The following is a 12,865-nucleotide window of genomic DNA, read 5'->3' on the forward strand; positions in this document are numbered from 1 at the left end:
CCCTATTATGAAAAAAATCATTATTAATCATTCTTTAACAGAAAAACGCTATGCTGTATTAAACGGTTCAAAGATTGAAAAAGTCAATATTTATCAGCCCCAACATGAATCCTTGGTGGGGCATATTTATTTGGGAACGGTAGCGAAGGTGATGCCGGGCTTAAACGCTGTCTTTGTTGATATTGGTACGGAGAAACAAGGATTTTTGCACCGTGACCAATTGGCAGCTTACAGAAATGCTTCCGGAGCATTTTCTGATCGGAAAAATAAATCGGTAACAGCCTTTACTTATCAAGGTGAAAAATTGTTAGTCCAAGTTGTAAAGGATGAAACAGGCGATAAAGGTCCACGCCTTTCAGGCCTAATCGAACTGAATGGTGAGCATCTCGTCTACTTGGCTAACGAAAATTCTGTGTCTGTTTCTAAAAAACTAAACGATGACAACGAACGTAAAGCTTGGTTTAATTTTGGAATGAAGCAAAGAATCGGAAATGAAGGCTTTATTTTTCGGACTGCAGTAGAGGGGCAAGAACCTGATGACATCCTAGCAGAAATCAAAGTCCTAAGAAAACAATATCAAGAACTAGCCCAACTTGCACAACATCGGAAGAAAACAGGTCTATATCATCAAAGAAACCATTTTCTTGAACAAATTAAAACAGAATGTACGAGCTTAAACGCTGGTGAGATTTGGGTCGATGATTTGATGTTGAAGCAGGAGCTTGAACGCTTGGCTACTCCAGACCGTTCGGTATTATTTTATCAAGGAAAGGAAAACATCTTTTCAAGCTATCACATTGAGCAAGAGCTCGACAAGGCATTGCAACGGAAGGTTGAGCTTGCTAATGGTGCTTACCTAGTCATTGACGAAACAGAAGCTTTAACGATTATTGATGTTAATACTGGTAAGTTTATAGGGAAAACAAAGCGTGAAGAAACTGTCTTAAAAACAAACCTTGCTGCAGCAGTTGAGGTTGCAAAGCAACTGCGCTTAAGAGATATTGGCGGAATCATTCTGATTGATTTTATCGATATGAAAAGTGAAAACGAACGACATATGGTCGAGCGAGCCATCGAGACCGAATTGGCAAAAGACGAAAAGCCTACGAAGGTGCTAGGCTTTACTGAATTGGGAATTCTGCAGCTGACAAGAAAGAAAACAAAGCAAGCTTTATCAGAAGCTTTGTCGATAAACTGTCCAACCTGCAACGGTTCTGGAAAAGTGTTAAGTCCGGAAACGATTGCCTTCAGGCTTGAACGTGAATTGTGGGAGCACCGTCATTTGGATAATGATGCGGTGTGGGTGGAGACGACTGAAGAGGTCCGTTCTGTCTTTGCGGGTGTGAAGGATATCCATTTGCAACGCTTTCAGGAATTGCTTGGCTTCCGAATAATTCTTACTGTGGCTGAAGCTGATAAGCCATTTTATCGTGTACGGCAATATGGCCTGATTGATGAGTTGATTGAAAAAATCAAACAGTAATTTGAGTCGTTTATATCGTTTTCCTAATCCATATTCACTCATTTTCCGTCAAGATTTTCAGTTGACACCATATAGCGAGTGTGATAGGATTTTAATGTTATGTTTATAGCATACCGCGCATTTCAGGTAGTAAGCTTTTGCGTGATTCTATGAAGTTCCGCAGAACGCCTGGCAATGGCGAGTCCCCAATTTTAAGGAGGTGCAGTTCATGTACGCAATTATCGAAACTGGCGGTAAGCAATTGAAAGTAGAAGCAGGTCAAGCTATCTACATCGAAAAGCTTAACGCAGAAGCAGGCGAAACAGTTACTTTTGACAAAGTTCTTTTCGTTGGTGGAGAAAACGTAAAAGTAGGAAGCCCATTAGTTGAAGGCGCTACTGTTACAGCTAAAGTTGAGAAACAAGGCCGCGGTAAAAAAATCATCGTTTTCAAATACAAAGCGAAGAAAAACAACCGTAAAAAGCAAGGTCATCGTCAGCCATACACTAAAGTTGTTATCGAAGCAATCAACGCGTAAGGTTTGATTTGATGATTAACATTACGATTAATCGTACTGAATCCGGAACTATTCATTCGTTCACTATGAATGGACATGCCAATTTCGCACGTCACGGCGAGGATCTCGTCTGTGCGGGAGCATCCGCTGTTTCCTTTGGTTCTGTCAATGCCATCGAGGCATTAACTGGTATCGTACCAGAGATTGAACAAAGTCAAGGCGGCTTTCTCCGATGTACATACCCAACTGATTTACAAAAGGATGTACAAGAGAAAGTTCAATTGCTTCTTGAAGCTATGGTTGTTTCATTAGAAACGATTGAAAGAGATTACGGAAAGCACATAAAAATTACCTTCAAAAAGTAGGAGGTGGAACTCATGTTAAGATTAGATCTTCAGTTTTTCGCATCGAAAAAAGGGGTAGGTTCTACTAAAAACGGTCGTGACTCTCATTCTAAGCGTCTTGGCGCTAAACGTGCAGACGGTCAATTCGTTAGCGGTGGATCAATCCTTTATCGTCAACGTGGCACTAAGATTTATCCAGGTGTAAACGTTGGTCGTGGTGGAGATGACACTCTATTCGCTAAAGTTGACGGTGTTGTTAAATTTGAGCGCGTAGGTCGTGACCGCAAGCAAGTTAGCGTATACCCAGTAGCACAAGAAGCGTAAGCTCTTATTAGAAAACTCTAGCCCATGTTGGTTAGAGTTTTCTTTTTTCTTCAATGAACGCTAGCTTAAGCCTTCAAAATAATACCCCTATTCCTTTCTTTAGTGAGGAGTTTTGCTAAAATTTTCATTTTTTGCTTACGGTTTGTGCGTTTTTTGATATACTAACACCAAGCAGTCTGATGACAATATACTGGCTGAGTGGGAGTGCATGTATGAAAAAAGAATGGAACACGGTCGAAGTAATGCGTCATGCACGACACGACTGGTTAAATAAAATACAATTAATAAAAGGTAACCTTGACTTAAATAAAACAGACCGAGTGAAACAATTAATTGAAGAAATAGTCATGGAAGCCCAACAAGAGGCCAAATTAACCAATTTGAAAATCCCTCACTTCGCAACACTTTTAATGACAGGGAATTGGGAGTCCTATTCCTTTATCATAGAATATGAAATCTTAAACGGCAGTGAAATATTAGCAATTAATGATACCCAAATCGCAAACTGGACACAGACCTTTTTTACAACCTTACATAATGCTGTAGATGCTTTTGGTGAAAACCATCTGTCCATTACAATAGAAACACAAAAAAATGGTATTCGTTTCTTTTTCGATTTTAGCGGAATAATAAAGGATAAAGACAAATTACAACAATTCCTTGGCGGCGATGGGGATGTATCACCATCGCATCAGGTCTTGGAATTCTCTCAACAGGAACTCGCAATTGATGTTTTTATGCCATTTGTGTAAAAAGGTGTGAAAAAAGCGATTCTCGTCTTGACGGAAACTAGTTTGTTATAAATAACAGGCGGGAGGAACAAGAATGTTCGTCGATCAGGTAAAAGTATATGTAAAAGGTGGAGACGGCGGAAATGGGATGGTTGCGTTTCGTCGTGAAAAATATGTCCCAAAAGGTGGACCAGCCGGGGGCGATGGTGGTCATGGCGGAGACGTCGTTTTTGAGGTCGAGGAAGGCCTAAGAACATTAATGGATTTCCGTTATCAACGCCATTTTAAAGCTCCACGTGGTGAACACGGGATGTCTAAAAACATGCATGGCAAAAACGCTAAAGACCTAGTTGTTAAAGTCCCACCAGGTACGACCATAACGGATGAAGATACAAATGAAATCATCGCCGATTTAACGATGCATGGCCAACGAGCAGTTATTGCAAAAGGTGGTCGCGGTGGTCGTGGTAACTCGCGTTTTGCGACGCCAGCTAATCCGGCACCAGAGCTTTCCGAAAACGGTGAGCCAGGGCATGAGCGAAACATCGTAATGGAATTAAAGTTATTGGCAGATGTTGGACTTGTTGGATTCCCAAGTGTAGGGAAATCAACACTTCTATCTGTTGTGTCTTCGGCACGGCCAAAAATTGCCGAGTACCATTTTACTACGATTGTGCCAAATCTGGGAATGGTCGAAACTGCGGATGGACGCAGCTTTGTTATGGCCGATTTACCAGGACTCATTGAAGGGGCACACTCAGGTGTAGGACTTGGTCATCAGTTCTTACGGCATATTGAAAGAACCCGGGTTATCGTCCATGTCATTGATATGGCTGCAACCGAAGGGCGCGACCCATATGAGGACTATTTAACGATTAACAATGAATTGGCTCAATACAATTTGCGTTTGACGGAGCGTCCGCAAATAATTGTTGCTAATAAAATGGACATGCCAGATGCTGAGGAAAACTTAGAGGCGTTTAAGGAAAAACTGACGGATGATTATCCGATTTTCCCAATTTCGGCACTGACAAAAAGTGGTCTGCGTGATTTATTATTTGCGATTGCGAATAAGCTTGAGGAAACACCTGAATTCCCGCTATACGAAGAGGAAGAAGAAGAGGCTGGAGTTCACCGTGTTGTTTACAAGCATGAAGCAGAACAAGAAGAATTCTTTATTACTCGTGAGCCGGACGGAAGCTTTGTCCTCTCAGGGGAAAAATTAGAAAGATTGTTCAAAATGACTGATTTTTCACGGGACGAATCCGTTCGAAGATTTTCGCGGCAAATGCGCGGCATGGGAATTGATGAAGCGCTTCGTGCAAAAGGTGCCAAGGACGGTGACACCGTTAAGTTATTGAACTATGAATTCGAGTTTATTGAATAGAGCTTCGCAAGACGGGGTGGAGAAATGAGAGGACATAAATTCGATAAGAAATTTTATTTAGTGCGTGAGGACGTTTTGCCGGAAGCGATGAAAAAAACGCTCGAAGCCAAAGAAATGATTGAACGGGGAAAGGCTGAGTCGGTTTGGGATGCTGTCAATAAAGTGGATCTGAGCCGAAGTGCGTTTTATAAATACCGTGATACCGTCTTTCCTTTTCATACCATTGTAAAAGAAAGATTGATTACGCTGTTTTTCCAATTGGAGGATCGCTCCGGCACGCTTTCAGAGTTACTTGGATTGGTTGCGAATTCCGGTTGTAACGTACTAACGATTCACCAGACGATTCCAATTCAAGGTCGCGCAAACGTTACACTTTCATTAAATGTTGCCAATATGGGGATTGATATTGATGAGCTGCTGACAAAATTGCGGCGGCTTGAATTTGTAGAAAAAGTTGAGGTGTTGGGATCCGGTTTGTAGGTCGTAGTCGGGCTATCAATCAGATTCCCACCTAATTTTGATTTTTAAGGGGAAGAGGGAAAAAACGTGAAGGTAGGATATTTGGGTCCGCGAGCGACGTTCACAGACATAGCGGTGCGCAACATGTTTCCAGACGACACTGGGGTTCCGTACATCACGATTCCATCGTGTATGGATGCAGTGGTCGATGGGGAAGTGGATGTTGCGGTTGTTCCGCTAGAGAATGCGCTTGAGGGCTCAGTTAATATTACGCTTGATTATTTAGTGCATGAAGTAGATTTACCAATCTTGGGAGAAATCCGGGTACCGATTCGCCAGCATTTTATGGTTCATCCTGATAATGCCGCGAACTGGCGTGAAACGGATCGAATTATGAGTCATTCCCATGCAATCGCGCAATGTCATAAGTTTTTACATAAAGAGTTTAAAGGCGTTTTCTGTGAAAATACGACTTCGACAGCTGCTGCTGCCCAATTTATTATTGAGCATCCGGAAATAAAAGCTGCCGCAATTGCCAACGAGTTGGCCGCGAAAGAGTATGGTCTAACGATTGTACAGCCAGATATTCACGACTTACCATTTAATCACACGAGTTTTATCATCCTAGCGAAGCAGCCTTTGGAGTTATCCGAAGACCGCTCTTACTTTGTCGGTTATAAAACTTCGCTGATGGTGACTCTTCCTTCCGACCATCCAGGTGTATTACATACAGTTTTATCCGCATTTGCATGGCGCAAGCTCAATTTATCGAAAATTGAATCTCGACCATCGAAGACCGGATTAGGCAATTATTTCTTTATCATCGATATCGCAATGAAAATGGACGAGGTGCTTCTTCCTGGTGCGATTGCTGAGCTCGAAGCTGTCGGCTGTGGTGTGAATTTATTAGGAAGCTATCCTGTTTTTAATCTCAAATAAATATGAAAAAGAGCTCGCATCGTGCTGATGCGAGCTCTTTTTTGTGGTAAATGCAAATTTTCATTTTCAAAACAAAAAGAGCGCAACAAGCTTGCTGCACTCTTTTACTCCATTAAAAATCCACCCTGCTTTAACGCTGCAACGGCATTGTCCAAGGCATCCTCAGAAGAAGCTGTAATCGTATGTAAATGAATTCCATTCGTCAGTTCTGACAAATAGGCAGCCTTCGTTGCACGAATCTTTTCCATAAAATGCTTAACATCATTACGAGTTGACACCATAATCGACGCTGTTAAATCTCCATAGACGGGATGCTCAATCCGTACATCCTTTACGGTAACACCGTGGTCGACCAATATATTTAACTCCTCCTCAGTCCGCTCGCGTTGGTGCGAAACTGCAATGGTACGCTCCATCACTTTCTCAAGTCCAGGCTGGTGGAGATATAAATAACCCATGCTGGTCGCAATAATTGGTTCCTTTTTTGCTTTTAAAATCGTAATATCACCGACGATTACCTGTCTGGACACTTTTGTTTTTGCGGCTAATTCACTGCCGGTAATAGGCTGATTACTTTTTTTGAGTAGATTAAGAAGCAAGGTCCGTCGTTCTTCGCCTAAAATTTTTTTCTGTTCCTTCACATTTGCTCACCTTACCCTCTGATGATTCCCCATTTTATCATAGAATTACTGGGACATCTAACCTGATTCCTGCAAAAAGTAATGAAAAAACGCAATAACTCATATGATTTACTAAAATTAATAAATTTTTGTGTGGATGAATAGCAAATTGCCCACTTCGACATACAATGTATGGACTTATGCCACCTTAGGAGGGGAATCAGTGTGAAGATCCATATCGTACAGAAAGGTGATACTCTTTGGAAAATCGCCAAGAAGTACGGCGTGAATTTTGAAGAGCTGAAGAAATTAAACAACCAGCTCAGCAACCCTGATATGATCATGCCCGGTATGAAAATAAAAGTTCCAACAACAGGGGGAACGATTAAGAAGGAAGCCCCGATCGGAGGAGCGCCGGCCAAAATCAATATGGGCGCTAAAAAGGAAATGCCAATTGCCAAAGAAAAACCAATCGTGCAGCAAAAACCAATTGTTAAAGAGCAACCAATTATCAAGGAAAAGCCAATTGTAAAAGAGCAACCAATTGTTAAGGAACAGCCAATTGTAAAAGAGCAACCAATCGTTAAGGAACAGCCAATTGTAAAAGAACAACCAATCGTAAAAGAACAACCTATTAAAGAAGCTCCAATCAAAGAGGTTCCAAAACAACCTTTCATTCCAAAAATGCCTCTTCCAGTCATTCCAGAAATGGATATTAACAATTATTACATGATGAATATGGCAAACGTAAAAATGGAGCAACCAGCTCCGCCACCACCAAAAGAAGAACCAGTTGAAAGCCCGATACAAATGCCTGTACCACAACCTATTCAAGAGGAGTGTGTCCAACCGATGTTCCCTTGCCCACCAGGTTATATGTATCCAATTTCACCAGTGCTGCCGGGATCTGGACTGCCTAATATGCCTTTTCAACAGGCTCAACCATTCCCGCAAACTCAAGGAATGTTCTCACCGCCAACTGGTGTAGCACCAACTGGAATGCCGTATAACATTGATGAATCATCATCATTTATGCCGCCAATGCAACCAATGCAACAGGCACCGCAAGTGGCTGGAGTACAGGACCCACAATTATTGATGAGTCAACAAATGCCATTCGGTCAAGAGAATCCAGGTGCACAGCAGCTGCCAATGGAAGGACCATTATATCCAATTTCGCCTGTGCTTCCAGGATCGGGATTACCACCGGGACAAATGCCAATGGGTCAAGGGGTTCCAGGCGGACAGCAACAGCTACCTATGGGTGGACCATTATATCCAATTTCACCTGTACTTCCAGGTACTGGACTACCACCGGGACAAATGCCATTTGGATATGGTGCGCCTCAAGGAATGCCATTTTATCCAATGCAAGGCGGGCAACCGATGCAAGGAATGTGGGAATCACCAGAAATGATGGAACAGCCATATTCACAAACAGCTGCAATGGGGTCATTCAACCCACCACCAGTAGCAGGTACAAAAGATTGCGGCTGTGGTGGTTCTAATGTACCAATTGGCGGAGGTATGCATGCTTTTCCACAAGGAATGCCATTTTCACAAGGATCTCCTGAAATGTTTGAAGGTGGTGTACCGATGACACCAATGGGCTATCCAACCTTCCCAATGGGTGGGGCTCCATTGCCATCACAGGGCCCAATGGCAACCTTCCCGCAAGGAGCAGGCCCAATGCCAGGAGGCCCAATGCCGACCTTCCCGCAAGGAGCAGGCCCAATGCCAGGAGGCCCAATGGCAACCTTCCCGCAAGGAGCAGGCCCAATGCCAGGAGGCCCGATGTCATCGTTCCCGCAAGGAGCAGGTCCAATGCCAGGAGGCCCAATGACATCGTTCCCGCAAGGAGCAGGACAGATGCCAGGAGGCCCAATGACATCGTTCCCGCAAGGAGCAGGCCCAATGTCAGGAGGCCAAGTGCCACAGGGGCAACAGTTCCGAGGAGATGGAGCACCATATTTTCCGCAGGCTGGCCAGGTATACTCACCCTTTTACGGACAACAGCAATATCTGAATCCATTTGCAGGTAATCCAATGGATTATCAAAGTCGTGAGGAAAGCAGTGAATATGAAGGCTAGAACATTTGGAGACGATGTATTCAATAATCGTCTCCTTTCCATTTTAAACAAGTCGGTTCCTTTTACGGTTTTAAAAGTAAAGCAACTTCGGGACAATGTTTATTTTATCGAAACGGATCGTCGACCTTATATTTTAAAGGGGTATTCATCCTATCAGCGTTTGCGATTACAGGAGGTCTTTACAGCAACACTGAAAAAACAAGGATTTTTGCAAACCTACTCATTTCTGCGTTTTTCAGAAAATCCAATCACTTATAATCATAAATATTGGGGCTGGATTGAATACTTAGAGCCTCACCGCGAAACGTTTACGTATCAAAGTGAAAACAATCGCATCGCAGGTTTAGAGCTACTCCGTTCATATCATTTCACGACAAAAAAATTTGTCAAAAGCTTTGAGCAAACACTTCCCTCATTTAACTTGCTTGAAAAGTGGATCGAACGATCACGTCAATTTTTGAAAAATCAACCTATCATTGCTAACTATCTGCCTGATTTCATGCTCAAAGAATTGCTCGACTGGGGAAATATATCCCTGTCTGGCTTGCAGCTAGAGAACCAAGAATTTGGTGATGATTCAAAACTTGCCATTTTGCATGGTGACGTTGCTCATCATAATTTTTTAAAATCAAAATCGGGAAAGCTAAATCTAATTGATTTTGACTTAATCGCAATCGGTCATGAGAGCGCCGATTTGCTTCAGTATGCTAATCGGATTCTTCCATACTTGAACTGGTCGCTTGATAATCTCACACAATATTCTCAGTTTCAGCACTATTTACAGCATCGTGCGTTTTTGTATGCGCTCATGTACCCTACTGATATTTTTCGAGAATGGAATCGAATTATCAAAAGTCGAGCTTACCAACGCCCTAAAAAACTCATTCCCGTTATTGAATTGACGTCGAAGCAATTTCATCTGCGACAACAATTCGTTAAAGAGCTAAAGAATGTGGTAAAATAACAAGAAAATATTGCAGCTGAAAGGAAGTAAAAGATGGAACAAGCGATTAGTAAGCTCGTCCAATGGCTTCAGCAAAAGGTCGAGGAAAGTGGTACAAAAGGATTAATCGTTGGGGTAAGCGGTGGAATCGATTCCGCTGTTGTTACTCATTTGATTAAAAGAGCATTCCCAAATGATTCACTAGGTGTGATTATGCCGTTAAAGAGCAACCCGAAGGACCGCGAAGATGCTCTAAGTGTAATTGAAAGCTGTGGCATCAAGCATGTCGAAATCGAATTAACTGGGACCCATCAAGCTTTATTTTCTACAGTTGAGGAGCAGTTAAAGCAAGCTGATGCTTGGAATGAGGATCGCGCCAAACTTGGTGATGCCAATACCCGTGCTCGTCTCAGAATGACAACGCTATATGCGATCGCAAACAATTTTGGCTATTTAGTAGTTGGAACTGATAATGCTGCTGAATGGCATACTGGTTATTTTACAAAATATGGAGATGGTGGTGTTGACTTAGTGCCGCTAGTCCATTTTACGAAGGGGCAAGTTCGGGAGCTGGCAAGAGCTTTAGGCGTCCCAGAGGGAGTCATCACGAAGGCACCAAGCGCAGGTCTGTGGGAGGGCCAAACCGATGAGAATGAAATGGGAACGACCTATGATATGATTGATCGATTTTTACAGGGAGAAGAGATTCCTGAAAAAGATCGCCAAATCATTGATCGCCTTCACCGAATTTCCGAACACAAACGCAATCTTGCGGCTGCTCCACCAAAATTCAACTAGTCTGCACAGCGTTCTCGGGCAATATTAACAGTTATGAAAACCCCACCTTGCACACAAGCTAATGGTGAGCTTCGTGCTCATATGTTAGCCGAGGGGGGTTTTTCGTTTGCATACAAAACGTTTCCTAATTCCTGTTATTGGCTTTTTGTCAATAGGGCTAGCAGGCTGCGGTAATGATGAGTCTGCCATGCAGGACCGCAACACCAACCGAGTTCAGCCATTTGGGTATTACTCCAATGAAAATCACAAGAATGGTGGTAATGTACAGATTTTAGACGATAATGATGGTCCGCTAATAGAAATTATGGACCACTCACTAGGGACAGAGGGGACAAACAGTCGTAATGACCGTCAACAATACCTCGAGGTGAAGGACGAAAATGGTAATCCGAAGAATCCAACGCGACCATTAGCGAACACGGACCGTAATTTTTTTGAGCGAGACAATCGCTTTAGTCGTAGTGATGCCAACTATCATGGCCATTTGGATGGCAACCGTGCCAGTACGTTAAGATCCACAACGGATTATAATCGTGATGGCATTTATGGTACCAACAATAATAGGGTCATGACTGGAGACGGAGCCAATAACAATTTTGGAAAAAATACTGACCGTAAAACGGATGGCAATCAAGCGAGCATTATGAGTACGCCAAATCCAGCCAATGATGCAAGTTTAATGAATCAGTTGAATAAAACGGTAGCAGCTGTACCTAATGTAAAAAGGGTACAAACCGTTGTAAATAATAATCGAGTTGTCATTGCTGTTGATATGGGTTCTTATCTTGATGCGGCTAAAACAAGAAAAAAGATTGAGGATGTCGTTAAACCATACGTCAATGGCCGAACGATAACCATTGTTACCGACCGAGGCAGTTTTCAACGGATGCGAAGTATGTCGGAACAAAATGGCTACCGTGACCAGGACAACCAGGAAATTCGAAATATGCTTCGATCTGGTAACTTAAATCAAGCGCGATAAGCGAATTTACAGCAAAGCAGAACCCGATGTATTTGAGGTTCTGCTTTGTTTTTGCTATTGGAGTGCTGCGGTGTGATAATGTTCGTTTTATCGAAACGGATAATTTTTCTTGAGATGGTCATGCTATACACGTGAAGTTCATGTTTGCTGGTTTCCTATTATTAAAAGAGGTGGTCTCTATGAATGCCAGAATGTCCGTGATAATTGCCGTCGCAGCCAGCTTTCTGTTGTTATTTTTCAACCAAGAAATCGGGTCAGCCAAGGAACTACCAAGACATTTGGCAGCAACAAAGCAAAAGGTGACGATTGTTTTACAGCGGGTATATTTAGATGGAGATATGAGTGAAGAGGTCATAACTGAAACGGCCAACTCAATGCATGAGATTCAAGAAAGGTATGAGCAATGGCAGTTGATCGACAAGCAAGATAGCAAGCTTGTATTTCGCTTATGTTTCGATGACATTTCCCCGCTCTTAAAAGCAAACGGCTATTTCGGGATAACCGATGAAGGCATTTTGACAATATTTAACGGGAAGCCAAAACACTCAAAAATCATCCATTCGTTCTATCAAATTGATGTTGGGAAATTAGAAAGCCGCAAAAAGCAGCAGCTCATGAAGGGCATTCCCATCAAAACTAAAGATCGCTATCAACAGGTATTGGAAACCTTCAAGCCATATACAAAATATGAATAGTAGGGCATGGCTGAACTCGATGTGAGGTTCAGCCTTTGTTGTGTAATTGTGAATTGTGCCCGGAAAATCGTAGTGATGGAAAAATTGGAACGAAAGAGCTCGATTGATGCCCAAAATTCTGGAGTCGTAGAAAAACGGTAATCAAAGAGAGCGATTGATGCCCAAAAATCCAGCGTCACGAAAAAATGGGAATCAAAGAGGGTGATTAATGCCCAAAAATCCAGCGCCACGAAAAAATGGGAACCAAAGAGCCTGATTGATGCCCAAAAATTTAGCGCTACGAAAAAACGGGAATCAAAGTGGCAGATTGATGCCCAAAAATTCAGCGTCACGAAAAAGTGGTAACCAAAGAGAGTGAATAGTGACCGCGAGCCTTGCAAAAAGACAAAAGCAGTAACCAAAGAGCTAGTATCCGAAGAAGGTAATCAAAATCTTCGAGTCTTCGCCACAATCAAGCGTACCTCACCCCACTTCTGACCACACAAACCGAATAACTTTTCCGACAATAACATTTTTGTTCATCCTGCGAAAAATGATATGATACAATGAGTAACAGTGAAAAATTGAGGAGAG

At 42.5% G+C, this 12,865-nt stretch carries 14 protein-coding genes; 13 read left to right on the forward strand and 1 reads right to left on the reverse strand.

Features of this window, described 5'->3' with window-relative positions; translation table 11 throughout:
* Positions 1-7 precede the first annotated feature (7 nt).
* The 8 genes from HHO41_RS09645 (at position 8) to pheA (ending at position 6,163) form a co-directional block, all read left to right on the forward strand.
* Complete coding sequence (locus tag HHO41_RS09645) at positions 8-1,483, forward strand: Rne/Rng family ribonuclease (protein ID WP_169097931.1); 1,476 nt, start codon at positions 8-10, stop codon at positions 1,481-1,483.
* Between the two features lie 208 nt (positions 1,484-1,691).
* Positions 1,692-2,000, forward strand: coding sequence for a 50S ribosomal protein L21 (rplU, locus tag HHO41_RS09650; protein ID WP_147532492.1), 309 nt, complete (start codon positions 1,692-1,694; stop codon positions 1,998-2,000).
* Positions 2,001-2,011: 11 nt separating this feature from the next.
* Positions 2,012-2,344, forward strand: a complete 333-nt coding sequence (locus HHO41_RS09655; protein ID WP_169097933.1) for a ribosomal-processing cysteine protease Prp — start codon at positions 2,012-2,014, stop codon at positions 2,342-2,344.
* A 12-nt stretch (positions 2,345-2,356) separates the two neighbouring features.
* Complete coding sequence (gene rpmA, locus HHO41_RS09660; protein ID WP_147532490.1) at positions 2,357-2,647, forward strand: 50S ribosomal protein L27; 291 nt, start codon at positions 2,357-2,359, stop codon at positions 2,645-2,647.
* 212 nt (positions 2,648-2,859) lie between these two features.
* Complete coding sequence (locus HHO41_RS09665; RefSeq protein ID WP_169097935.1) at positions 2,860-3,399, forward strand: sporulation initiation phosphotransferase B; 540 nt, start codon at positions 2,860-2,862, stop codon at positions 3,397-3,399.
* A 73-nt stretch (positions 3,400-3,472) separates the two neighbouring features.
* The gene (obgE, locus tag HHO41_RS09670; protein ID WP_169097937.1) at positions 3,473-4,765 is read left to right on the forward strand and encodes a GTPase ObgE; all 1,293 of its coding nucleotides are present in this window, start codon (positions 3,473-3,475) and stop codon (positions 4,763-4,765) included.
* Between the two features lie 24 nt (positions 4,766-4,789).
* On the forward strand, positions 4,790-5,245 hold the full coding sequence (locus HHO41_RS09675; RefSeq protein ID WP_169097939.1) for an ACT domain-containing protein: 456 nt from the start codon (positions 4,790-4,792) through the stop codon (positions 5,243-5,245).
* A 66-nt stretch (positions 5,246-5,311) separates the two neighbouring features.
* Positions 5,312-6,163 (forward strand): prephenate dehydratase, encoded by an 852-nt coding sequence (gene pheA, locus HHO41_RS09680; protein WP_169097941.1) that lies wholly within the window; start codon positions 5,312-5,314, stop codon positions 6,161-6,163.
* Positions 6,164-6,267: 104 nt separating this feature from the next.
* On the opposite strand, the gene HHO41_RS09685 is transcribed toward pheA, so the two are convergent.
* Complete coding sequence (locus HHO41_RS09685; protein ID WP_169097943.1) at positions 6,268-6,804, reverse strand: 3H domain-containing protein; 537 nt, start codon at positions 6,802-6,804, stop codon at positions 6,268-6,270.
* Between the two features lie 204 nt (positions 6,805-7,008).
* Here HHO41_RS09685 and safA point away from each other — a divergent pair, with 204 nt between their 5' ends.
* The 5 genes from safA (at position 7,009) to HHO41_RS09710 (ending at position 12,292) form a co-directional block, all read left to right on the forward strand.
* The gene (gene safA / locus HHO41_RS09690) at positions 7,009-8,874 is read left to right on the forward strand and encodes a SafA/ExsA family spore coat assembly protein (RefSeq protein ID WP_169097945.1); all 1,866 of its coding nucleotides are present in this window, start codon (positions 7,009-7,011) and stop codon (positions 8,872-8,874) included.
* The gene (locus HHO41_RS09695) at positions 8,864-9,838 is read left to right on the forward strand and encodes a phosphotransferase (protein ID WP_169097947.1); all 975 of its coding nucleotides are present in this window, start codon (positions 8,864-8,866) and stop codon (positions 9,836-9,838) included. Before safA ends, HHO41_RS09695 begins: the two co-directional genes overlap by 11 nt.
* 33 nt (positions 9,839-9,871) lie before the next feature.
* Positions 9,872-10,615, forward strand: coding sequence for an NAD(+) synthase (gene nadE / locus HHO41_RS09700; RefSeq protein WP_169097949.1), 744 nt, complete (start codon positions 9,872-9,874; stop codon positions 10,613-10,615).
* 106 nt (positions 10,616-10,721) lie between these two features.
* Positions 10,722-11,597: a YhcN/YlaJ family sporulation lipoprotein gene (locus HHO41_RS09705; RefSeq protein WP_169097951.1), complete on the forward strand. Its 876-nt coding sequence runs from the start codon at positions 10,722-10,724 to the stop codon at positions 11,595-11,597.
* A 179-nt stretch (positions 11,598-11,776) separates the two neighbouring features.
* Positions 11,777-12,292, forward strand: a complete 516-nt coding sequence (locus tag HHO41_RS09710; RefSeq protein ID WP_169097953.1) for a BofC C-terminal domain-containing protein — start codon at positions 11,777-11,779, stop codon at positions 12,290-12,292.
* The last annotated feature ends 573 nt before the right edge of the window (positions 12,293-12,865 follow it).

Origin of the sequence: Bacillus sp. DNRA2, assembly GCF_012843265.1 — a bacterium.
Classification (GTDB): Bacteria; Bacillota; Bacilli; order Bacillales; family Cytobacillaceae; genus Bacillus_BU.